Below are 26,990 nucleotides of genomic sequence, written 5' to 3' on the forward strand. Positions count from 1 at the left end.
CTATTTACCTGAAAATAGCTGTAAATTGGTGAAGTTGGCAAAGAAAGCTTGGAGTAGTTTTTCATCTACTTCCGGCCAGCGAATATCGGTATCTGCAAGTCCATTGAGGGTATTTTGGCAATCAAATTTTAAGCTAGATGTTGCATTGGACTCTGAAGATGTATTGTCTCCAGCCAGCGATACAACTGAATACAAAGCGTTATCAGTAGAAATTTGGGTACTGCGAAGTAGTTCAGCTTGCCAATCTTCATAGGAAAGCTGTTGCAGTGGGTAGCCCAAAGAACGGATGCAGTCAATAAATTGACTCCAAGGAGTAGAATCGGAATTAATTAAATGAAAGGCTTTGCCCAAAGATTCTGGCTGCTGCGACAGGTGGATTAAAGCTTTGGTGAGATAGTCTACAGGTGTAATTTCTACCATGCTGTTCATCTCTGGCGCACTTTTTAGTTGAATGCAGCTTTTGATGAATCTGTAAAACATATCATTTAAATTCCAAACGCCGGTTTGACTGTGCCATGTTATTCTACCAAGCCTGTAGATACTGCAAGGCAAACCGCGATCGCGTGCCATCATTACCATCTTTTCTGCAACCCATTTACTTTGGGCATAGCCTCCCGGAAGTCCTTGACAGGATTCCAGAGGATCATTTTCTTGAACAACCTCTAATTTGAAATACTCATCTGAGGCGAAAACGCTAACAGTAGAAATGAAATGCACAGGCTTGATTTTGATTTGACTAGCTAATCTCAAGACTTCCTCAGTTCCCCGAATATTTGCTGCTTTTAACAAAGCGTATGGATAAACATGATTCACCAAAGCGCCATTATGGTAGATTGAATCAATTTTCCCAGCCATGAGGTGAAACTGCTCATCTGAAAGACCAAGAAGCGGTTGAGATAAATCTCCTAATACTGGAATAATCCGCGAGTTAAAAGATGCCTCCCAAAGTAAATAAGATTTCAGGGTTTCTTGGAGCCGTTGTTTACCTGCGGTAACATTGGCAGCACGCACCAGACAATAGATATCTGCTTGAGTTTGTTGTAATAATTCAGCCAGCAAAAAAGCACCTACAAAGCCTGTTGCACCTGTTAGGAAAATAGCCCAAGGTTCACTTACAGGTTGATAAACTAGGTTTCCACGGTTAATTGTCTGGTCTAAGACAACTTCAGCTTGTAAGTCTACGGTAGTAATTTTATTTGCAGTGACATTAGAGTCTACCTCAGAGGCGAATTCAATAGTCTGAGCAAGTTCAGCGACAGTTGGGGCAGTAAATAGGTGGCGCAAGGGTAACTTAATCTGGAAAGTCTCATTTACCTGGGACATCACCCGAATTGTGGAGAGTGAATGACCTCCTAACTCAAAGAAATTATCCAGAACACCCACCTGCTTTAGATGCAGTACATTAGCCCAAATATCTGCCAATACCTTCTCTACAGAGGTACGTGGTGCCACAAAACTCACTGCCTGGGTATTATGGGAATCAGGAATAGGTAAGGCTTTGCGGTCTACCTTGCCATTGGGAGTTAAAGGTAAAAACTCTAACCTGACAAAAGCAGAGGGCACCATGTATTGTGGTAATTTTTCTTTCAAGAAAATACGTAACTCATTGATGGTTGGTGTTTGCTCCAACTGCGGCACAAAATAAGCTACTAAGCGTTTCTCTCCTGGAATATCTTCTCTCGCCACTACCGTATTTTCTCTAACTCCTGGATGCTGACTCAGTATTGCCTCAATTTCCCCTAACTCAATTCGGAAACCTCGGATTTTTATCTGATTGTCGATGCGCCCCAGGTATTCTATGTTTCCATCTGGTAGATAACGCGCTAAGTCACCAGTTTTGTATAATTTACTGCCTTCTGCCTTCTCAAAAGGGTTGGGGATGAATTTCTCTTGTGTTAATTCTGGTCGGTTGAGATAACCGCGTGCTAATCCTGCACCACCGATGTGTAACTCTCCTGGCACACCAATGGGTACTGGTTGTAAATACTTATCTAAAATGTAAATATGGGTGTTGTCAATTGGGCGACCAATGCTTGGTGATATCTGCTCTTGATCCTTAGCAACTACCAGCCCAGAAGTTGTAACAACAGTATTCTCTGTTGGCCCATAATTATTCACTACTTGGAAGGGAACTGACGCTGGTGGATACTGATTAAGCTTATCCCCTCCAGTCAGGATGTAACGCAAAGCTAAACTTTCCGTAGTCCATTCTAAAGACAATAACTCCTGTGTTACTGGTGTTGGCACAAAACTGATAGTAATCTTCTGTGATATCAACCAATCTCGTAAATTTACTGGCGAGGCAAGAATATCAGATTTGACTAAGTAGATACTTGCTCCTGCTGTTAAGTAAGGCCATAATTCCCATGCAGCCGCGTCAAATCCTGTTCCTGCCAGTTGGGTGGCTTTGTCTAAGGTCGTGATTTTAAAAGTACGCTGATGCCACAACACTAAATTTAGCAATCCTTGATGGGCAATCAGTACTCCCTTTGGTGTTCCTGTAGAACCAGAGGTATAAATCACATAAGCCAAGTTAGTTGCTTGTACTTCTGTGATTAAATTATCTCGATTTAATTGAGAAATAAAGTGCCAATCAGTATCTAAACAAACAACCTGTGCCTGATTCTTTTGGAATTTCTCAACTAATTGCTGTTGGGTTAGCAGCACGGAAGCTTGAGCATTTTCAAGCATAAAGCTCAGACGGTCTTGGGGATACGCTGGGTCAAGTGGCACGTAAGCCGCACCTGCCTTGAGAATACCAAGTAATCCCACCACCATTTCTAAGGAGCGTTCCACACATATCGCTACAAGCGTGTCGGGTCTTACACCTAAAGACTGCAAGTAATGGGCCAACTGGTTAGCACGAGAATTCAACTCGTGGTACGTCAATTGTTGATTCTCAAACACCACTGCCACTGCATCGGGTGTACGCTGCACCTGCTCTTCAAATAACTGATGAATACATTTATCTATTGGATAATCTGTTTGAGTATCATTCCACTCAATTAATAACTGCTGTTGCTCAGATGCTGTTAACATTGGCAATTGCGAAATCCGCTCGCTGGGATTCGCCACAATTCCCTCAAGTAGAGTCACAAAATTACCTGTCATCCGCTCAATGGTGCAGCTATCAAACAAATTAGTGTTGTATTCCCACACTCCCACTAGTCCAGTGGGAGTGTTTTCCATTGATAAGGTAAGATCAAACTTTGCTGTGGAACTTTCTATTGGTAAGGAACTAACAGTTAACCCAGTCAACTCTATTTCAGACATGGGAGTATTCTGAAGAACAAACATTACCTGAAACAGTGGTGTATGACTCATGTCTCGTTCTGGTTGCAGAGTTTCTACCAGCATTTCAAAGGGCAAATCTTGATGAGCATAAGCTGACAGTGCCATTTCTCTCAGGCGCGGGAGTAATTCGTTAAAGCTGGGATTTTCAGACAAATCAGTCCGCATCACCAAAGTATTGACAAAAAAGCCAATTAACCCTTCTATTTCGGTGCGATCGCGGTTAGCAATTGGTGTCCCCACCAAAATATCTGTTTGTCCCGTATAGCGGTAAAGTAATGTATTGTATGCCGCTAACAAAGTCATAAACAAAGTCACCCCTTGCTCTTGACTTAGTTTTGTCAGTTGTTGAGTGAGTTCAGCAGACAAGGCAAACTCCATATTTGCGCCATTAAAAGTCTGCACAGCAGGTCTAGGTCTGTCTGTGGGTAGTGGCAAAAATGTAGATGCATTTGCCAATTGTTCTTGCCAGTAACTCAATTGGCTGTTCAGTACCGAGCCTTGCAACCATTGCTTTTGCCAAATAGCGAAATCTGCATACTGGATTGGTAGTGGTAACAAGGGTGACGGTTGACCTTGAGAATAAGCATTGTACAGCGCTTGTAACTCTTGGACAAACACACCTATTGACCAGCCATCACTGACAACGTGGTGCATACACACTAATAACCACTGTTCTGTAGGAGACAGCACCAGTAATTTTGCTCTGAATAGGGCTTGTTCAGCCAAGTCAAAAGGTTGAATTGCTTGTTGTTGAACTAGTTGCTGTGCAGCTAGTTCAATTTCGGTTGTCGATAAATGCTGCAAGTCAACTACTGAAAATGTCCAATTTGGTGGTGTTTGAATGATTTGAGCAGCTTGTCCATCTACTGTGATGAAGTTAGTGCGTAATGCTTCGTGGCGATGAATAATTTCAATTAAGCTTTGTTCTAAGGCTGTAACTTCAAGAGTTCCCACTAAACGCAACCCGATGGGGATATTGTATGAGGCACTGTTCGGCTCCAACTGGTCTAAAAACCACAAACGCTGTTGAGCATAAGACAGTGGTATCTCTACATTTTCTGCTCTTGACAATATGGGTGGTGCTGAAAGTTCTAAGTCTTGTTGCTGTAACCTTTGGATGTTTAACGCTAATTGGGCAATTGTTGGTGCAGCAAATAAGCTTCGCAAGGGGATTTCTACTTGGAAGTTAGTGCGGATGCGGGAAATGAGTTGCGTTGCTAGTAGTGAGTGTCCTCCTAGTTCAAAAAAGTTATCATGTCTGCCTACAAGCTCTACTTTCAGGACTTGTGTCCAAATCAGTGACAGAATTTCTTCGATGGGGCTGCGTGGGGCGACATATTTTTCTGATAATTCACTACTTGTCTCTGGTGCTGGTAGGGCGCGACGGTCTATTTTGCCGTTGGGGGTAAGGGGTAGGAACTCCAGTATGACGAAGGCGCTTGGTATCATGTATTCTGATAGCTTTTCTTTTAGGAAGCTACGCAGAACGCTGATTTTGGGTGTCATCTGTGGCTGCGGTACGATATAGGCTACTAGGCGCTTATCACCCCTCATATCTTCGCGGGCAATGACGCAACATACTTGCACATCTTCATGTTGGCTCAGTACTGCTTCAATTTCTCCTAATTCGATGCGGAATCCCCGGATTTTTACTTGGTTATCGATGCGTACTAAGTATTCGATATTACCATCTGGCAGATAACGGGCTAAGTCCCCAGTTTTATATAAGCGTTCTCCTCCTCTCCTTCCACTGAAGGGGTTTGGGATGAATTTTTCTTGTGTTAACTCTTTTGCGTTGAAGTAGCCTTGTGCTAATCCTACACCACCGATATATAACTCTCCTGGTACACCCACAGGTACTGGTTGTAAGTTTTGGTCGAATATATAGATTTGTGTATTGGAAATTGGGCGACCGATAGGGATAGTTGTGGCTGTGGTTGGTAAGTTTTCTACTAAATACCAAGAAGAAAAGGTGGTATTTTCTGTTGGCCCATAGACATGAAGCAATTGCTGTGGAGCGCCTTTTTCGAGTACTTCTTGCACCCATCTGGGGTCAACCGCTTCACCACCAAATAGTAGATATCTTAAAGAACTAAACGCTTGCGGTACAAAATTGGCTAACTGATTGAATAAAGCTGTGGTTAAGAATAAGACACTAACCTCGTGGTAGCGCATATTTGCAGCAAATTCTTTCGGGGTGAGCAATACAGATTTATTGATGATGACTAGCTTGGCTCCGTGAAGCAATGCTCCCCAAATTTCAAAGGTCGCAGCATCAAAGGCAATATTTGCCGCTTGAGCAACGCGATCGCTAGGAGATAATTGTACATAATTAGTGTTGAAGACTAGTCGATTTACAGCCTGATGGGTTACTGCTACTCCCTTGGGTGTTCCTGTAGAACCAGAGGTGTAAATCACATAACATAGGTTTTCAGGACTGACTGTACTGTTGAAATTATCTTGATTTGCGAGGGATATGCTCTGCCAGTTGCTGTCTAAGGAGACGAGACGCACCTGATGTTGCACAAGAGATTCTACTAATTTTTCTTGAGTCAACAGCAATGAAACTTGAGCGTCTTCTAGCATAAAATTTAGACGCTCTTCAGGATACTCTGGGTCGAGAGGTACATAAACTCCACCCGCCTTGAGAATCCCAAGTATTCCTACAAGCATTTCTAAAGAACGCTCCACACATATCCCCACCAGCACATCTGCTCCAACTCCCAACGATCGCAAGTAATGGGCTAACTGGTTAGCACGACAATTTAATTCGTGGTATGTCAGTTGTTGATTCTCAAACACCACCGCCACTGCATCCGGTGTACTCAAACACTGCTCTTCAAACAATTGATGAATACATTTATCCTGGGGATAATCCACCCATGTATCATTCCACTCAACCAATAACTGCCGTTGCTCAGATTCTGTTAATATTGGCAATTTGGAAATCCGCTCTTGAGGATTCGCCACAATTGCCTCAAGCATTGTCACAAAATGACCTGTCATTCGCTCAATAGTGCTGCTATTAAACAAGTCAGTGTTATACTCCCACCATCCTACTAGTCCAGTAGCGGTATTCTCCATTATTAAGGTCAAATCAAACTTTGCCGTAGAACTTTCTATTGGCAATGAACTGACAGTTAACCCAGTTAACTCTATTTCAGACATAGGAGTATTCTGGAGGACAAACATCACTTGGAACAGTGGTGTATGGCTCATGTCTCGTTCTGGCTGCAATGCTTCCACCAGCATTTCAAAAGGCAAATCTTGATGAGCGTAGGCGGACAGTGCCATTTCCCGAACATGAGTGAGTAGTTCTTTAAAACTGCGATCGCCCAAAACTTCAGTCCGCATCACCAAAGTGTTGACAAAAAAGCCAATTAGACCTTCTATTTCAGTGCGATCGCGGTTAGCAATTGGTGTCCCCACCAAAATATCTGTTTGTCCCGTATAGCGGTAAAGTAATGTATTGTATGCCGCTAACAGCGTCATAAACAAAGTCACCCCTTGCTCCTGACTCAGTTTTGTCAGTTGTTGAGTGAGTTCAACAGACAGGGCAAACTCCAGATTTGCGCCATTGAAAGTCTGCACAGCAGGTCTGGGTCTGTCTGTGGGTAATGGCAAGAATGTGGGCGCATTTGCCAATTGTTGTTTCCAGTAATTCAATTGACTGTTGAGTACTTCCCCTTGTAACCATTGCCTTTGCCATAAGGCGAAATCTGCATACTGAATTGGCAGTGGCAACAGGGGTGTACCCCTCTGGGGAAGCAAGCTACGCGTAGCGTCTCGTAGAGATGATTCACCTTGAGAATAAGCATTGTATAGTGCTTGTAGCTCCTGGACAAACACACTTATTGACCAGCCATCACTGACAACGTGGTGCATACACACTAATAGCCACTGTTCTGTCTCGGACAGTATCACTAATGTCGCTCTGAACAGGGCTTCATTTAACAAGTCAAAAGGTTGAATTGCTTGTTGTTGCACTAAATTCTGTGCAGCTATTTCTTGTTCAATTGTTGGCAGATTTTGCAACTCAACAACAGTAACTGACCAATTCGTTTCTGTTTGGATGATTTGAGCAGCTTGTCCATCTACTGTGATGAAGTTGGTGCGTAATGCTTCGTGGCGATGAATAATTTCAATTAAGCTTTGTTCTAAGGCGGCAACGTTCAGAATTCCGACTAAGCGCAAACCAATGGGAATGTTATATGAAGGACTGTTCGGCTCCAACTGGTCTATAAACCACAAACGCTGTTGAGCATAAGACAGGCGTAGTTCTGCATTGTTTGCCCTTGGTAATATGGCTGGTGCAGAAAGTTCTAAGTCTTGTTGCTGTAACCGTTGAATGTTTGGCGCTAATTCCGCAATTGTTGGTGCAGCAAATAAGCTTCGCAATGGTAATTCTACTTGGAAATTAGTGCGGATGCGGGAGATAAGTTGCGTTGCTAGTAGTGAGTGTCCCCCTAGTTCAAAGAAGTTATCATGTCTGCCTACAAGCTCTACTTTCAGCACTTGCACCCAAATTTGTGCCAGGATTTCTTCTATGGGTGTACGTGGAGCTACGTATTTATTTGATAATTTACTACTTGTCTCTGGTACTGGTAGGGCGCGACGGTCTATTTTGCCGTTGGGTGTTAGGGGTAGAGAATCTAGGGCGACAAAGTTACTTGGTACCATGTATTCTGGTAACTTTTCCTTGAGGAAGCTACGCAGTTGGTTGATTGTCGGTGTTATCTGTGGTTCCGGTACGATGTAGGCTACTATGCGCTTGTCACTCCTGATGTCTTCGCAGACGATGACTACAGATGTTTGCACATCTTTATGTTGGCTTAGTGCTGCCTCGATTTCTCCCAATTCGATGCGGAAACCCCGGATTTTTACTTGGTTGTCGATGCGTCCCAGGTATTCGATATTGCCATCTGGTAGATAACGAGCCAAATCTCCGCTTTTATATAATTTACTCCCTCCTGCCCTACTTCGGCTCCTTTCGGCTCCGCTCAAGGCAAGTCGCTCAGTGAGATCCTGTCTCCGGTTACTGAGCGTTCGTCTCCTGTCTCGTAGAGAAGCCAAAGTACTGCCTCCTGCCTTCTCAAAAGGGTTGGGGATAAATTTTTCTTGTGTTAACTCTGGTCGGTTGAGATAGCCTCTTGCTAATCCTGCACCACCGATGTGTAACTCTCCTGGCACACCCACGGGTACTGGTTGTAAGTTTTGGTCGAGTATGTAGATTTGCGTATTGTCAATTGGGCGACCAATAGGCACAGTCTTCAAATTGCTCTCTGGTTGACATTCCCAGAAGGTGACATCAATTGCCGCTTCTGTTGGCCCGTAGAGATTATGTAATTGACATTTTAAAGAAGCAAAAAAGCGTTCCTGAAGTTCTAAAGGCAGTGCTTCGCCACTACAAATAACTCGCTTCAAGCTACTGCAATTTTTAATACTTTCTTCTTCTACGAAAATCTGAAGCATTGAAGGGACAAAATGCAGTGTAGTAACTTGTTGCTCTAGTATTAGCTTGACCAAGTAATTACTATCTTTATGTCCACCTGGTTTAGCTACAACTAAACGCGCTCCAGTCAGTAATGGCCAGAAAAACTCCCAAACGGAGACATCGAAGCTGAAAGGAGTTTTCTGTAAAACGCAATCTATTTCTGTTAATTCATAAGCTTGCTGCATCCACAGGAGGCGATTGCAAATCCCTAGATGCGTATTTAGCACTCCTTTAGGCTTTCCGGTGGAACCCGAAGTGTAAATCACATAAGCCAAGTTACTAGTTTGTATACCAGTGATGGGATTGTGCTGATTCGACTGGGGAATGATTTGCCACTCGCTATCTAAGCAAACAACACGCGCTTGATGTTCAGGTAATTTCTCAACTAGATGCTGTTGACTCAGTAGCACGGAAACTTGAGCGTCTTCAAGCATAAAACTCAGACGGTCTTGGGGATACTCAGGGTCAAGTGGTACGTAAGCCCCACCCGCCTTGAGAATACCAAGTAATCCCACTACCATCTCCAAGGAGCGTTCCACACATATCCCCACCAGCACGTCGGCTCCCACTCCCAAATAGCGCAAATAATGCGCCAACTGGTTAGCCTGACAATTCAATTCGTGGTACGTCAATTGTTGATTCTCAAACACCACTGCCACTGCATCGGGCGTGCGCTGCACCTGTTCTTCAAACAACTGATGAATAAATTTATCTTGGGGATAATCTACTTGAGTATTATTCCACTCAACTAATAACTGCTGTTGCTCAGATGCTGTGAGCATTGGTAATTGGTCAATTCGCTGTTGTGGATTGGCGATAATACTTGACAGCAATGTCACCAAATGACCAGTCATCCGCTCAATGGTGTTGCTATCAAACAAGTCAGTATTGTATTCCCACCACCCCACTAATCCAGTAGTAGTGTTTTCCATTCCTAAGGTCAAATCAAACTTTGCCGTGGAACTTTCTGATGGCAACGAACTGACAGTTAACCCAGTCAACTCTATTTCAGACATAAGAGCATTATTGAGAACAAACATCACCTGGAAAAGTGGTGTATGGCTCAAGTCTCGTTCTGGTTGCAATGCTTCCACCAACATTTCAAAGGGCAAATCTTGATGAGCATAGGCGGATAGAGCCATTTCTCTCAGGCGCGGGAGTAATTCGCTAAAGCTGGGATTTTCTGCCAAGTTAGTCCGCATAACTAAAGTGTTGACAAAAAAGCCAATTAGACCTTCTGTTTCGGCGCGATCGCGGTTAGCAATTGGTGTCCCCACCAAAATATCTGTTTGTCCCGTATAGCGGTAAAGTAATGTATTGTATGCCGCTAACAAAGTCATAAACAAAGTCACCCCTTGCTCTTGACTTAGTTTTGTCAGTTGTTGAGTGAGTTCAGCAGACAAGGCAAACTCCATATTTGCGCCATTAAAAGTCTGCACAGCAGGTCTAGGTCTGTCTGTGGGTAGTGGCAAAAATGTAGATGCATTTGCCAATTGTTCTTGCCAGTAACTCAATTGGCTGTTCAGTACCGAGCCTTGCAACCATTGCTTTTGCCAAATAGCGAAATCTGCATACTGAATCGGCAGTGGTAATAAGGGTGAGCGTTGACCTTGAGAATAAGCATTGTACAGCGCTATTAATTCTTGGACAAACACACCCATTGACCAGCCATCAGAGACAACGTGGTGCATACACACTAGTAACCAGTGTTCCGTCTCCGACAATAGTACTAATGTCGCTCTAATTAATGTTTCCTCAGCCAAGTTAAAAGGTTGAATCCCCTGTTGTTGCACCAATTTCTGTGCAGCAGTTTTTTGTTCTGTTATCGATAAATGCTGCAAGTCAACAACTGGAACTGTCCAATTTGGTTGTGTTTGAATGATTTGAGCAGCTTGTCCATCAACGGTAACAAAGTTGGTGCGTAATGGTTCGTGGCGATGAATGATTTCTTGTAAGCTTTGTTCTAATGCTGCAACATTAAGAGTTCCCACTAAACGCAACCCGAAGTGGATGTTGTATAAAGCACTGTTCGGCTCTAACTGGTCTAAAAACCACAACCGTTGTTGCGCGAATGACAGTGGTATTTCTGCATTCTCTGCCCTTGGAAATATGGGTGGTGCTGATAGTTCTATATTTTGTTGCTGTAATTGCTGAATCGATGATGCTAATTCAGCAACAGTTGGTGTGGCAAATAAGCTCCGCAATGGTAATTCTACTTTCAAGCTGGTACGCACACGGGAAATGAGTTGCGTTGCTAGTAGAGAATGTCCCCCTAGTTCAAAGAAATTATCATGTCTGCCTACAAGCTCTACTTTCAGGACTTGTCGCCAAATCAGCGCCAGTATTTCTTCAATTGGGGTGCGTGGAGCTACATATTTCTCTAATAATTCACTACTTGGCTCTGGTGCAGGTAGGGCGCGACGGTCTACTTTGCCATTAGGGGTTAGGGGTAAAGACTCCAAGATGACTATTGCCGAAGGAACCATGTATTCTGGTAGCTTGGACTTGAGGAATTGCCGCAGAACGCTTACTGTGGGTGTACTTCGACTTACCTCGGCTCCGCTCGGCACGAGTCGCTCAGTACAAGTCTGCTCTGGTTGGGGAACGATGTAAGCAACTAGACGTTTATCACCAGGAGTATCTTCGCGGGCGATCGCACAAGATGCTTGTATATGCTTATATTGGCTCAGTACTGCTTCTATCTCTCCCAATTCAATGCGAAATCCCCGTATTTTTACTTGGCTATCGATACGTCCCAAGTATTCGATATTGCCATCTGATAAATAACGTGCTAAATCCCCTGTTTTGTATAACCGTTCTCTCTCCCTGCTCCCTGCTCCCTGCCCCCTGCCTCCACTGAAGGGGTTGGGGATAAATTTTTCTTCTGTTAACTCTGGTCGATTCAAGTAGCCTCGCGCTAAGGAAACACCACCGATGTGCAGTTCCCCTGGTATACCCAAAGGTACAGGCTGTAAATACTTATCCAGGATGTAGATTTGCGTGTTGGCAATGGGACGGCCAATCGGAGGAAGTAGCGACCAAGTGTCCACCGAATTAGTCAAAGTAAAAGTGACGATCACATGGCTCTCCGATGGCCCATAATGATTGTGCAGAGTACAGTCACTTAGCTGACTTAGCCATTTAGAAATGGCGGGAGTAATCTGTAACTGTTCCCCAGCAGTAATGATTTCCCTCAAATTACTAGTCACTAATTCACTACTAACAGCTACCTCCGCTAGTTGCTGTAAAGCAACAAAAGGAACAAACAGTCTTTCAATAGCTTGTTCTTGGAGTAAACCTAATAAAGCCAAGGGTTCCCGGCGTAATTCCTCTCCAATCAACAGCAATGTGCCACCAGAACACCAAGTAGAAAACATTTCTTGGAAGGAGACATCAAAGCTGACAGGAGCAAATTGTAGGGTTTTTACTCCACTAGGAGAAATGGGCGAATTTTGCAGTTGCCATAATATAAGATTGCAAAGAGCAAGCTGATTCATGGCTACACCCTTTGGTTGACCCGTAGAACCAGAGGTGTAAATTACGTAACCCAAGTTATTCTCTTGCACGCTAGGGATCAGATTATCCTGATTTAACTGGGAAATAAGTTGCCAGTCGGTGTCTAAGTAGACGACACGCGCCTGATGCTGGGGTAATTTCTCAACCAATTGTTGTTGGGTAAGTAGCACTGACACAGCCGCATCTTCTAACATGAAGCGCAAACGGTCTTGGGGATACGCTGGGTCAAGTGGTACATAAGCGCCACCTGCTTTGAGAATTCCTAATATTCCTATTAACATTTCTAAGGAGCGTTCTACACATATCCCCACTAGCACATCTGGTTTTACACCCAAGGACTGCAAATAATGCGCCAACTGGTTAGCACGACAATTTAACTCATGATATGTCAGTTGTTGATTCTCAAAGACCACCGCCACAGCATTGGGTGTAAGTTCTACCTGCGCCTCAAATAACTTATGGATACATTTATCTTGGGGGTAATCTATCTGGGTATCATTCCAGTCAACTAATAGCTGTTGCTGCTCAGATTTTGTTAGTATTGGCAACTGGGAAATTTGTTGCTGAGGATTAGTAGCGATCGCCTCAAGCATTGTTCTAAAATGGCCAAGCATCCGGCTAATCGTTCCATCTTCAAATCGACTAGCATCATACATCACCCTCAGCGACAATTGCTCACCAGGGGAAACTAAAACCGTCAATGGATAATTTGTTTGTTCAATCCACCTAAAATTTGAGAGGGAAAAATCTTTATTGCCTTGTAGAACATCAGCATCAACAGGATAATTCTCAAAAACAACAATACTCTCAAACAAAGATGTACCCCTGGGAACATCACTCAGCCCCTGAATCTCTACCAATGAGCTATAGGAAAATTGCTCAGACTCAATCTGTTGTGCCTGTAAATCTTTTAACAAACTGAGCAATTCAGTCTGCTCGGAGATTTGTACCCGCACTGGCAGAGTATTGATAAATAACCCCACTATCGACTCTACACCAGCAAGTTCAGGCGGACGACCAGACACAGTTGCACCAAAAACCACATCTGTTTCTTGGCTATAGCGAGACAGTAACAATCCCCAAGTCGCCTGCACCAAATTACTCATCGTCAATTGATGCTGTCTGACAAAAGACACCACTGCTGCTGTCGCTGGCACAGTTAATTCAATTTGTTGTTCACCATAGCCAGAATGCTGCTCTCGCATTGACAATGGTTTATCCACTGTCAAAGGAGTTGGTGTAGTAAAACCTTGGAATTTTTGCCGCCAAAATTTCTCAGCTAAATCTCGATTTTGTTGCTGTAACCAAGAAATATAGTTGCGGTAGCTGACAGTTCCGATGTTGGATAAACTTTCACCGTGAGAAATTGCTTGATAAAAATCTAACAGGTCTTTGAAAACTAAAGGTGACGACCAGCCATCAAGTAATAAATGATGATGACACCAAACAAACTGATAAGTATTCCCATCCAACTGGATTAGATGTAGGCGCATTAATGGCGCTTGCGATACTTGGAACCCCTGTTGTCGCTCAGAATCTAGAAAAATTTCTAATTGCTGTTGCTGCTCTTGCGTAGATAAATCTCGCCAGTTGTATGTTTCGACCGTCACATTCACCTGTCGATACACCACTTGAACTGGCTGGCTCAAAGACTCCCACAGGAAAGCTGTGCGGAAGACGGGATGCCGAGCTACCACTTGCTGCCAAGCTTGCTCAAAGATTTTTACATTTAGGTTTCCCGTCAAAATGCAAGTTATCTGCTCAAAATATACACCTGAGTCTGGAGCATACAAGCTTTCAAACAGCATCCCTTCTTGCATAGGAGATAAGGGATAAATATCTTCAATATTTTGCCGATTAGTTTTGCTAAGTTCTAGTTTCATAAATTTTGTAATATTTGATCGAGTTCTAGTTGATTAAGGTTGATTAATGGAAAATCTGTTGGTGTATAACCTGCATTTTCTGGTGATAAACAATGAGCAATTAACTCCTGCAATATTTCGACAAATTCTTGGGCAATATTCTCAATCGTTTCGTGCTGATGGATATTGCTGCTATATGTCCAATCTATTTGCAGTTGTTCGTTGGTAATGATGGCATTAATGTCTAGCAAATAATGGCGCTGACCTTCTAAACTCTGGCTGTTTCCGCTAGGCTCATTAGCTATTTGCATCAGAGAGGATGTATTAACAACTTGAGCAAATTGCCCCAAATAATTGAAGCTAATTTCTGCTTGAGGAATTCTCTCTAGTTGGGCGCTAATTTCTGCATCAACATTCAAATAACGTAATAAGCCATAGCCAATGCCTTTATTAGGAATTTCACGTAATTGTTCCTTGACAGATTTTAAAGCAGTACCCAGATCATCTATGATTTCCAGTTCCACAACTACTGGGAAAATCGTTGTAAACCAACCAACGGTGCGTGATAAGTCTACACCATCGATGATCTCTTCCCGCCCATGACCTTCTAAGTTGAATAACACTGATTCAGAGTTAGTCCATCTGCTCAACACCAGCGTTAGGGCAGTTAACAAGATATCGTTAATTTGTGTTTTATAAGCTTTCGGTACATCTTGCAGGAGTGCTTGGGTTTCTGCTTCGTTTAATGACAGTGATATTGTCTTAGCCGATGCAGTAGTATTTATTCCTTGTCCATAATCTACTGGGAGGAAATCAACTGCATCGTAAGATGCACTCAACCAATAATCTAGTTCTGTTTTCAAAACTTCTGATTGAGCATACTCTGTCAGCTGTTGCGCCCAATCTTTGAAGGATGTGGTTTTGGCAGGTAGTTGAATAGCTTTGCCTTGACTTAGCTGTTGGTAAGCTGTCTGCAAATCTTCTAACAATATCCGCCAGGACACACCATCTACTACTAGGTGGTGAATTACTATGAGTAATCGTGCTTTTTTGTCAATACCCAGCCAGAAAAATGCTATTTGCACGATATTTTCTGACAGATTTAAACTCGCCTGTAATTCACTGGCTTTGGTTTCAATGACAGTTTCTATCTCTGTTTCTGGAACTGTCGATAGGTCAAAACGGGAGATAGTAATATTATCTGTTGGGTCGGCATGAGTTTGCTGCCATATTGTATCTGTTTGGGTGAATCTTAGGCGTAGAGCATCATGATGTTTTAGTAGTTGCTGCCATACTTTCTCTAATATTTCTAAGTTGAGATTGGATGGTACTGTGAGTAGAAATGATTGATTAAAATGGTGCTTTTCTGATAACTTTTGTTCAAAAAACCAGTGTTGAATTGGTGTTAGGGGTAATGTCCCTGTAACTAATTCTTGTTCTATTTGCAACGTTTTTGTTGTGCCTGCGACTGTGGCTAATTGAGCGATCGTTTGATTGGCAAATAGTTGTTTGACTGTTAGTTCTATTCCGGCTAGTTTTGCTCTGGTGATGATTTGAATGCTAAGGATCGAATCTCCACCTAGTTCAAAAAAGTTATCGTGTATGCCTATTTTCTCTACTCTTAATACTTGCGCCCAAATTTGCGTTAATTTTTCTTCAATGGGGGTGCGCGGTTGCACTATATCGATTTCTATTCCTGTGCGTGCTTCTGGTTCTGGTAGGGCGCGACGGTCTATTTTGCCGTTGGGGGTTAGGGGTAGAGATTCTAGGATAACAAAGGCACTTGGTATCATATATTCTGGTAGCTTTTCTTTGAGGAAGCTACGCAGTTCGCTAACTGTGGGTGTTATCTGTGACTGGGGTACTATGTAGGCGACTAGGCGTTTATTTCCGGGAATATCTTCGCTAACGATGACACAACATACTTGCACATCTTCATATTGGCTCAGTGCTGCTTCTATTTCTCCTAACTCAATGCGGAATCCCCGGATTTTCACCTGATTGTCGATGCGTCCCAAGTATTCGATATTGCCATCTGGTAGATAACGTCCTAAATCCCCAGTTTTATATAATTTACTCCCTCCGATCGGTGAGCGAAGCCGAACCGCTGCCTTCTCAAAAGGGTTGGAGATAAATTTCTCTTGTGTTAATTCTGGGCGGTTGAGGTAGCCTCTTGCTAATCCTGCACCACCAATGTGCAGTTCCCCTGGTATGCCCACAGGTACTGGTTGTAAGTTTTGGTCGAGTATGTAGATTTGTGTATTGTCAATTGGGCGACCAATAGGGACAAGTTGTGGATGAATTTCACGCTGGCAATTCCAGAAAGTTACATCAATACAAGCCTCTGTTGGGCCGTAGAGATTATGTAAATTTACATCTAGCTTACTTAACAAGCCTTCTTGCAGAGTAACGGGTAAGACTTCACCACCACAGAATACGTGTTTGAGGGAGTGACAAGTTTCGATTCCTCCTTGTTCTAAAAGCATTTGCAGCAAAGATGGAACAAGTTGAATAGTAGTTACCTGCTGCTGGACAATTAACTTTATGAGATAAGCACTGTCAGTATGACCTCCCGGTTCAGCTATTAACAACTGTCCACCTGCTAACAATGGAGCGTAGAATTCCCAAACTGAGGCATCAAAACCAAAGGGAGTTTTTTGTAGTACTTTGTCTTTTTTAGTTAAAGGGAATGTTGCTTGCATCCAGAACATGTGGTTGCAAAGGTTACTGTGAGATAGCATTACCCCCTTGGGTTGACCAGTAGACCCAGAAGTATAAATCACATAAGCTACGTTACTAGCTTGCACGTCAGCACTTGGATTCTCCTGGCTAAACTTAGCGATCGCAATCCAGTCTTGATCTAAGTGGACTACACGCGCCTGATGTTGAGGAAGAGACTCAACTAAATGCTGTTGGGTAAGTAGCACGGAAACTTGAGCGTCTGCAAGCGTGAACGAGAGACGGTCTTGGGGATACTCAGGGTCAAGTGGCACGTAAGCACCACCCGCCTTGAGAATACCAAGTAATCCCACCACCATTTCTAAGGAGCGTTCTACACATATCCCAACCAGCACATCCGCCCCTACACCCAAAGACTGCAAGTAATGGGCTAATTGGTTAGCACGACAATTCAACTCGTGGTACGTCAATTTTTGATTTTCAAACACCACTGCAACTGCATTGGGTGTGCGCTCAACCTGCTCCTCAAACAACTGATGTACACATTTATCTATTGGATAATCTACTTGAGTATTATTCCACTCAACTAATAACTGCTGTTGCTCAGATACTGTGAGCATTGGTAATTGAGAAATGCGCTGTTTGGGATTAGCAACAATACCTTCTAGCAGTGTCACAAAATGCCCCGTCATCCGTTCAATAGTGGACGCATCAAACAAGTCTGTGTTATATTCCCATCCTCCCACGAGTCCAGTGGTAGTATTCTCTATTGCTAAAGTTAAATCAAACTTGGCGATCGCACCTTCTATTGGTAATGAACTGACAGTTAACCCAGTCAACTCTACTTCTATGGGAGCATTCTGGAGGACGAACATCACTTGGAACAGTGGTGTATGGCTCAAGTCTCGTTCTGGCTGCAATGCTTCCACCAACATTTCAAATGGCAAATCTTGATGAGCATAAGCTGACAGCGCCATTTCTCGAATGCGGGGGAGTAATTCGTTAAAACTGGGATTTTCAGATAAATCAGTCCGCATCACCAAAGTATTGACAAAAAAGCCAATTAGACCTTCTAGCTCGGTGCGATCGCGGTTAGCAATTGGTGTCCCCACCAAAATATCTGTTTGTCCCGTATAGCGGTAAAGTAATGTATTGTATGCCGCTAACAAAGTCATAAACAAAGTCACCCCTTGCTCTTGACTTAGTTTTGTCAGTTGTTGAGTGAGTTCAGCAGACAAGGCAAACTCCATATTTGCGCCATTAAAAGTCTGCACAGCAGGTCTAGGTCTGTCTGTGGGTAGTGGCAAAAATGTAGATGCATTTGCCAATTGTTCTTGCCAGTAACTCAATTGGCTGTTCAGTACCGAGCCTTGCAACCATTGTCTTTGCCAAATAGCAAAATCTGCGTACTGAATCGTCAGTGGTATTAAAGGGGACAGATCACCTTGAGAATAAGCATTATACAGTGCTTTTAACTCTTGGACAAACACACCTATTGACCAGCCATCAGAGACAACGTGGTGCATACACACTAATAACCACTGTTCTGTCTCGGACAGTACCACTAATGTTGCTCTGATTAATACATCATCAGCTAAATCAAAAGGTTCAATAGCTTGTTGTTGCACTAATTTGAGTGCAGCAATTTCTTGTTCTATTGTCGATAAATGCTGTAAGTCAACAACTGTAACTGTCCAATTCGTTTGAGTTTGAATGATTTGAGCAGCTTGTCCATCAACGGTAACAAAGTTGGTGCGTAATGCTTCGTGGCGATGAACAATTTCAATTAAGCTTTGTTGTAGCGCAACAACATTAGTAGTTCCTACTAAACGCAACCCGACAGGGATATTGTATGAGGCACTGTTCGGTTCAAACTGGTCTAAAAACCACAAACGCTGTTGAGCGAACGATAGTACTAATTCGGTATTTCCTGTCCTAGGTAATATGGGTGGTGCAGCAAGTTCTAAGTTTTGTTGCTGTAATTGCTGAATTGATGGTGCTAATTGGGCAATTGTTGGTGCAGCAAATAACGAACGCAATGGTAGTTCTATTTTCAAGCTGTTACGCACACGGGAAATGAGTTGCGTTGCTAGTAGTGAGTGTCCTCCTAGCTCAAAGAAGTTATCATGTCTACCTACAAGCTCTACTTTTAGGACTTGTTGCCAAATCAATGCTAGTATTTCTTCGACGGGGGTGCGCGGAGCTACATATTTATCTGATAATTCACTACTTGGCTCTGGTGCTGGTAAAGCGCGACGATCTATTTTGCCGTTGGGGGTTAGGGGTAAAGACTCCAGGATGACTATTGCCGAAGGAACCATGTAGTCTGGTAACTTTTCCTTAAGGACGCTACGCAGTTCGCTAATTGTGAGTGTTACTTGTGGCTGCGGTACTATGTATGCTACTAGGCGCTTGTCATCCCTGATATCTTCACGGGCTATGACACATGATGCTTGCACATTGGGATGTTGGCTTAGTACTGCTTCAATTTCTCCCAATTCGATGCGGAATCCCCGGATTTTCACCTGATTATCGATACGCCCCAGGTATTCTATTTTGCCATCCGGTAGATAACGCGCCAAGTCCCCTGTTTTGTACAACCGTTCTCTCTCCCTGCTAAGAGCTCCCTGCCCCTGGTCACTGAGCGTAGCCGAAGTGCTGCCTCCACTGAAGGGATTGGGGATAAATTTTTCTTGTGTTAACTCTGGACGGTTGAAGTAGCCTCTTGCTAATCCTGCACCACCGATATGTAACTCTCCTGGTACACCCACAGGTACTGGTTGTAAGTTTTGGTCAAGTATGTATATTTGGGTATTATCAATTGGACGGCCAATAGAAATCAAGCTCTCATTGGATTCGAGTTGAGATACCGATGACCAAATAGTAGCTTCTGTTGGCCCATAAAGGTTCCACAAAGAGGCGCTTTTGGCAAGTAATTGATTAACTAGATCCCAAGGTAAAGCTTCGCCGCCGCAAAGTATTTTTAGATCGCTAAATTGGTAGTTGGAGTCTAAAAGCAATCTCCAAGTAGCTGGAGTTGCTTGCATAATTGTTGCCTTAGACTTAACTAGCAAGTCAAATAACTCTCTTCCATCAAGGGTCACGTCACGACTGGCTATGACCAAACACGCACCTACAGTTATGGGCAGAAAAATTTCTAAAGCAGCAATATCAAAGGCAATAGTAGTGATTGCAAGCAGTGTATCTTGTTTTGTGATTCCTGGACGCTGCTGCATGGCAGATAGAAAATTGTTCACAGATTTATGTGAAATCTGCACGCCTTTGGGCTGACCAGTAGAACCAGAAGTATAAATCACATAAGCTAAGTTACTAGCTTGGGCATTAGCAATACCTACGGTAAGCTGCACTAACGCATTTTCTTGAGCCAACTGAGAAATCAACTGCCAGTCAGTATCCAAGTTTACAAGCTGCGCCTGACACTCAGGTAATTTCTCAACTAAATGGTGTTGACTCAGCAGGACTGAGACTTGAGCATCTTCCAAGATAAAGCGCAAACGCTCTTGGGGATATTCTGGGTCAAGTGGTACGTAAGTCCCACCTGCCTTGAGAATGCCCAATAGTCCTACGACCATCTCTAAAGAGCGCTCCACACAAATCCCAACCAGCGCATCTGCTCTCACACCCAAGGACTGTAAATAATGCGCCAATTGGTTAGCACGAGTGTTCAACTCTTGGTATGTCAGTTGTTGATTTTCAAACACCACTGCTATTGCATCGGGTGTTCGTTCTACCTGTTCCTCAAACAACTGATGAATACATTTATCTTGGGGATAATCTACTTGAGTATCATTCCACTCCACTAATAACTGTTGCTGCTCAGATGCTGTTAATATTGGCAATTGGGAAATCCGCTCGCTGGGATTTGCCACAATTGCCTCAAGCAGTGTCAGAAAATGACCAGTTATGCGCTCAATGGTGCTGCTATCAAACAAGTCAGTGTTGTACTCCCACCACCCAAAGAGTCCATTAGGAGTGTTTTCCATTGTTAAAGTTAAATCAAACTTTGCCGTAGTAATTCCTATCGGCAATCCACTGACACTTAACCCAGTCAACTCTATTTCAGACATGGGAGCGTTCAGGAGAACGAACATCACTTGGAACAATGGTGTATGGCTGAGATCCCGTTCTGGCTGCAATGCTTCCACCAACATTTCAAAGGGCAAATCTTGATGAGCGTATGCGGATAATGCCATTTCTCTCAGGCGCGGGAGTAATTCGTTAAAACTGGGGTTTCCTGCTAAATCAGTCCGCATCACCAAAGTATTGACAAAAAAGCCAATTAGACCTTCTAGCTCGGTGCGATCGCGGTTGGCAATTGGTGTCCCTACCAAAATATCTTCTTGTCCTGTGTAGCGGTAAAGCAGGGTATTATAAGCCGCTAACAAAGTCATAAACAAAGTTACCCCTTGCTGTTGACTGAGCTGCAACAACTTTTGAGTGAGTTCAACAGACAGAGTAAACACATGATATGAGCCATTGAAAGTCTGCACAGCAGGTCTGGGTCTATCTGTGGGTAGTGGCAAGAATGTGGGTGCATTTGCCAATTGTTGTTGCCAGTAATTCAAGTGGTTTTGTAGTACTTCCCCTTGCAACCATTGTCTTTGCCAAATAGAGAAATCTGCATACTGAATTGGTAGTGGCAACAGGGGTGACGGTTGACCCTGAGAATAAGCATTGTACAGCGCTTGTAACTCCTGGACAAACACACCGATTGACCAGCCATCACTGACAACATGGTGCATACACACTAATAACCACTGTTCTGTAGGAGACAGCATCACTAATGTCGCTGTGATTAATGAATTATTAGCTAAGTCAAAAGGCTCAATTGCTTTTTGTTCCAGTAATTTCTGTGCAACCGTTTTTTGTTCTGTTACATCTGCTGAGGTAGAGGCTGCGCCAACGGCTTCGCTCAGTACAAGTGTGGGTAAATGCTGCAAGTCAATTACTGTTACTGTCCAATTCGTTTGAGTTTGAATGATTTGAGCAGCTTGTCCATCAACAGTAACAAAGTTGGTACGTAAGGCTTCATGGCGATCGATAATTTCTTTTAAACTTTGTTCTAAGGCTGCAACATTAAGAGTTCCTACTAGACGCAAACCAATGACGATACTATATAAAGCACTGTTCGACTCTAACTGATCTAAAAACCACAAACGCTGTTGAGCATAAGACAGTGGTATTTCTGCATTCTCTACCCGCCTTAAGATGGGTGGTGCTGACAGTTCTATATCTTGCTGCTGTAACTGCTGAATCGATGGTGCTAACTCGGCAATTGTTGGTGCAGCAAATAAGCTTCGCAATGGTATTTCTACTTTCAATCTGCTACGTACACGAGAGATGAATTGCGTTGCCAGTAGGGAGTGTCCCCCTAGTTCAAAGAAGTCGTCATGTCTGCCTACAAGCTCTACTTTCAGGACTTGTTGCCAAATTGATGCCAGAATTTCTTCAATGGGGGTGCGCGGAGCTACATATTTCTCTAATAATTCACTACTTGGCTCTGGTGCCGGTAGGGCACGACGATCTATTTTGCCGTTGGGGGTTAGGGGTAAAGATTCTAAGATAACGAAGGCACTTGGTACCATGTATTCTGGTAGCTTTTCTTTGAGGAAGCTACGCAGAACGCTGATTTTAGGTGTCACCTGTGGCTGCGGTACGATATAGGCTACTAGGCGCTTATCACCCCTGGTATCTTCACGGGCTATGACACATGATGCTTGCACATGGGGATGTTGGCTCAGTGCTGCTTCGATTTCTCCCAACTCAATGCGGAATCCCCGGATTTTTACTTGGTTATCGATACGCCCCAGGTATTCGATATTACCATCTGGTAAATAACGAGCCAAGTCCCCTGTTTTATATAAAAGTGCTGAGTGCTGAGTGCTGTTAGCGGTAGCGGGGCGTTTAGCCCGTGCTGAGTGCTGAATTGCCCCCCTGCCCCCCTGCTCCCCTGCTCCCCTGCTCCCCTGCCCCCTGCCTCCACCGAAGGGATTAGGAATGAATTTTTCTTGTGTTAACTCTGGTCGGTTCAAGTAGCCTCTTGCTAATCCTGCACCACCTATGTGCAGTTCTCCTGGCACACCTACAGGTACTGGTTGTAAGTTTTGATCGAGTATGTATATCTGGGTATTAGAAATTGGACGACCGATGGAAATTTTTTGGTCTTGAGTAGTGCATTTAGCGATCGCTGCACAAACACTCGCTTCTGTCGGCCCATAGGCATTGAAGAAGTTTCTTCCTGTAGCCCATTGTCGCATCAGTTCAATAGGACAGGCTTCTCCGGCGACAATGATTGTTTGCAATGTTGGCAGTTCTTCTTGTGGCAGGACTGCCAGTGCTGATGGTGGTAGGGTGACATGGGTAATGCCATCATTCTTTAATCGGTCAATTAAAGGCATACCCGGCATGAGAGAGTCTTTTGTTCCTAAGTAAAGTGTTGCCCCCGATCCAAAAGCCATCAATATTTCTGATATGCAAGCATCAAAACTGAAGGAGGCAAACTGGAGAACTCGACTATCACCAGACAAGCCAAAAGTCTGAATCTGAGCTTGAGCTAAATTGCACAATCCACTATGCTCAAGCATTACTCCTTTAGGTTTGCCTGTGGAGCCGGATGTGTAAATCACATTCGCTAAATGAGTAGCCGTCACTACCTTAATAAGGTTATCCTGTTTGTTTTGCAGAATTTCTGAGCAGACTTCATCTAAGCAAACCAATTTTGCCTGATACTCAGGTAGTTTATCGAGGAGTCGCTTTTGACTCAGTAATACGGAAACTTGAGCGTCTTCAAGCATGAACGAGAGGCGGTCTTTGGGATACTCAGAGTCAAGTGGTACGTAAGCCCCACCCGCCTTGAGGATACTCAACAGTCCCACGACCATCTCTAAAGAACGCTCTACACAAATCCCCACCAGCACATCCGTTCCCACTCCCAAAGACCGCAAATAATGCGCCAAAGAGTTAGCCTGACAATTCAATTCATGGTACGTCAATTGTTGATTCTCAAACACCACTGCCACTGCATTTGGTGTACGCTCTACCTGCTCTTCAAACAATTGATGGATACATTTATCCTGGGGATAGTCTACTTGGGTATCATTCCACTCAACTAATAACTGCTGTTGCTCAGATTGTGTCAACAAAGGTAATTGGTCAATTCGTTGCTGAGGATTTGCTACAACTGCTTCAAGCATTGTTACAAAATGCCCCATCATCCGCTCAATGGTGCTGTCATTAAACAAGTCGGTGTTGTAATTCCATGTACCTTTTAGTGAGCCTGGGGCCTCAAGAATGCTTAAGGTTAAATCAAATGCAGCCCCTTTAGTCTCTGGAATCATCGATTCCACAATCAAACCATCACTATCCATAAGTGACACTTCTGTGTCATTCTGATGGTAGCTATCCCAAGCAAAGGCTACCTGATAGAGTGGCGAAAAACTGGGGTTGCGGACAGGTTGCAGTCGCTCCACCAGCAGGGGAAAGGGATAATCCTGATGCTCTAGGGCATCTAACACACAAGAGCGCGATCGCCCCAGCAACTCTTGAAAAGTCGGTTTTCCTGAAAGGTCTCCTCGCAAAACCACAGGATTAGTAAAGTGATCCACAATCTTTTCAAACTCTGAACGGCTCCAATTCCCCATTAGAGAGCCAATTAAAATATCTTCTTGATTGGTATAACGCAGTAATAGTATTTGTAATGCTGTTAATAAAATTATGTAAAGAGACGTATCTTCTCTCTTTGCTAATTCTGCAAGCTTTTGCCGCAGTTTTTCTTCAACAGTAAAAAAGCTGGAAGCACCATTATAGGTTTGGGTCTGAGGTCTTGGGCGATCTGTTGGCAAATTTAGCAATGGCAACTCACCAGATAGTTGTTGCTGCCAATAAGTCCACAAACGCTCACCTTCTGAACTACCGAGCATTTGCTCCGACCAATTGACGTAATCTTGATACTGATAGTTTTGTGCTGGTAGTTGGGCTGCTACACCTGTGATAATTGCTTTATATAAGGCTCTCAGTTCACCGATCATAATTTCTAAAGACCAGAAATCCCCTACTATCTGATGTAGCGTTATTAAGAGAATATGTTCTTTTGTTGGTAATTTATCAGTTTTATGGTTAATTAATAAATCAAAGCGCAATATCGAACCCTGTTCTAAATCGAAGGAGCGATCGCTCTTTGGAGAAAGCCATTTATTTACATCATCTTGGCCAAGATCGAAAGTTTCTTGGATGCTAAAGTCAACTTGCTGGTTTTCATGAACTGTTTGCACAGATTCCCCATCAATGGTCGCAAAGGTAGTCCTCAAACCTGGATGTCTTTCAAATAAGGCTTGTGCTGCCTGCTTCAGGGCTGGAATATCCAAATTTGTGACTAATTTTGCTGCATAAGTGGCGTTATAAGCGGTATTGCTAGGTGCTAATTGATATAAAGACCAGAGTGCCTGTTGACCGTGGGAGAGGGGATAAGTTGCAGCCTGATTAATACTCTGGGATAAAATTCGGATAATTTCCGGTTTATATTGTTCAATTTCCCCCAATAATTCAGAGGTTAGTGACTTTTTAGGCGATCGGTAGCGCAGTTTTCCTCCATCAATCCAGAGTTCAACATTATTTGCTGAAAGGTTTTCTAAAAGCTCTGTTAAATTCATAGTTTACTATCCTTTAATGAATGCTTTTTTTACAGGAAACAAAGTAATAATTTTTCTCTAACCCTGTTACTTTTAATAGCTTCACTAAGCGTGGTTGTTTAGAAATTAGATAATAATTTTTTCGAGCAAATATTCGTGTTAGTACAACATAAGTGAGTGAACTCATCTTTTAACTTTTTATCTGTATCTCTATTACTACGCAATTGTCTATGATTAAACTTTAATTAATGGTATTTAATTAATCGCATCCTTCTGTTTCATTGGGTTAACTCTTTTTGCTGATTTGAATTTTTTAAATATTTGGTATGTTATTTAACTGCATTAGCCCACCCTACTTAAAGTAGATTTTTTAAGAATTACAATTATTTAGTTATATTTTTCGGAAATTACAGCTATATATCAAATATTCTTACTCAACTATTTCAACTATTTTTTGGGTTTCCACTTTTTGAACATCACTAATTGTTTCTATGCTAAATAGACTTTTTAGCTCCTCTGTAATGGATAAATATTGAATTACTGAATAACTATTGGGACTTAGACAAAAAACACCCATAAAATAGTCTCAAATCTATATACAGAGATATTTTGACATCGTTTTGCTTGGTTTATTGATATATCTAGGTTTGAGCCATTTTTGAGCTAATGGTGTATTTCCCTTGCCCTGTATAGGCTTGAAGCTTGTTTCTGCCTCAAAAATGTTTAAGTCCCGCTATTACGAATTGCTTTTTACTCCGTTCTGCATAAATGTCCTTGAAAATCGCTTCAATTTTATATTGGGCTACAATATTTCTCGACAATTGTTATCAGACTAGCAGGGATTTCTACGCTCCAAAGGGTTTCAGCAGGCTGTGATAGTAGCTGCAACTGTGGCATAACTACCCTCCTGATGTGATTAAGATTATGCCAGAAATACCATCTAACCCAGCCAGTTTTTACGGTTTCATCTATTGAACTTACCTCAAATTCTTACAGTATTAGTTAAGGAATAAAGTGAATATTGACGGCAATCCCTGATATTTAGTAGTACAGAGACTTACTTACCTGATGATCTTTAGAAGTGAAGTAAAAGTTTACCTTTAAATAACCAGAGGTAAGCTTATTTAAAGGTAAACTTTTACTTTAATCTATAAATCATCTCAGATTTGCCAATAAAATGCAATACTACTTAAGAAAATTAAGCAGGTAGTTAAGCAGGCAGTTAAGACAGTTAAGACAGTTAAGACAGTTAAGACAGTTAAACAAATAATAAAGATATTTAAAATAGTTAGTGAATATTGAACAAAAATTCAGAAGTCAGAATCCCTCACGAAGATTGATTCTGACCCACCGCTGATTGAAGACCACCAAATTTACGATTTCGTGGGGGTTTAAACCCGTTTATTCATCCGCCACTCGTACAGAATTCATACCTGTTTTCTGGCTCCTAGATTCTGTTTTGATAATTATTCTTTGGAAGTCTCCTGAAGCCAAACT

At 42.8% G+C, this 26,990-nt stretch carries 2 protein-coding genes; both read right to left on the reverse strand.

Going from position 1 to position 26,990, the window contains the following annotated elements; translation table 11 throughout:
• Positions 1–14,187, reverse strand: a complete 14,187-nt coding sequence (locus tag RMZ42_RS18590; RefSeq protein WP_322672774.1) for a non-ribosomal peptide synthase/polyketide synthase — start codon at positions 14,185–14,187, stop codon at positions 1–3.
• Positions 14,184–25,514, reverse strand: a complete 11,331-nt coding sequence (locus RMZ42_RS18595; RefSeq protein ID WP_322672775.1) for a non-ribosomal peptide synthetase — start codon at positions 25,512–25,514, stop codon at positions 14,184–14,186. Before RMZ42_RS18595 ends, RMZ42_RS18590 begins: the two co-directional genes overlap by 4 nt.
• Positions 25,515–26,990: the final 1,476 nt, after the last annotated feature.

This window comes from Nostoc sp. DedQUE05, from assembly GCF_034530955.1.
Lineage (GTDB): Bacteria > Cyanobacteriota > Cyanobacteriia > Cyanobacteriales > Nostocaceae > Nostoc.

What these genes read in the sequence shown, in the direction of transcription:
- RMZ42_RS18595 (WP_322672775.1), bottom strand. Translation starts at nt 25,514, where the DNA reads ATGAATTTAACAGAGCTTTTAGAAAACCTTTCAGCAAATAATGTTGAA.
- RMZ42_RS18590 (WP_322672774.1), bottom strand. Translation starts at nt 14,187, where the DNA reads ATGAAACTAGAACTTAGCAAAACTAATCGGCAAAATATTGAAGATATT.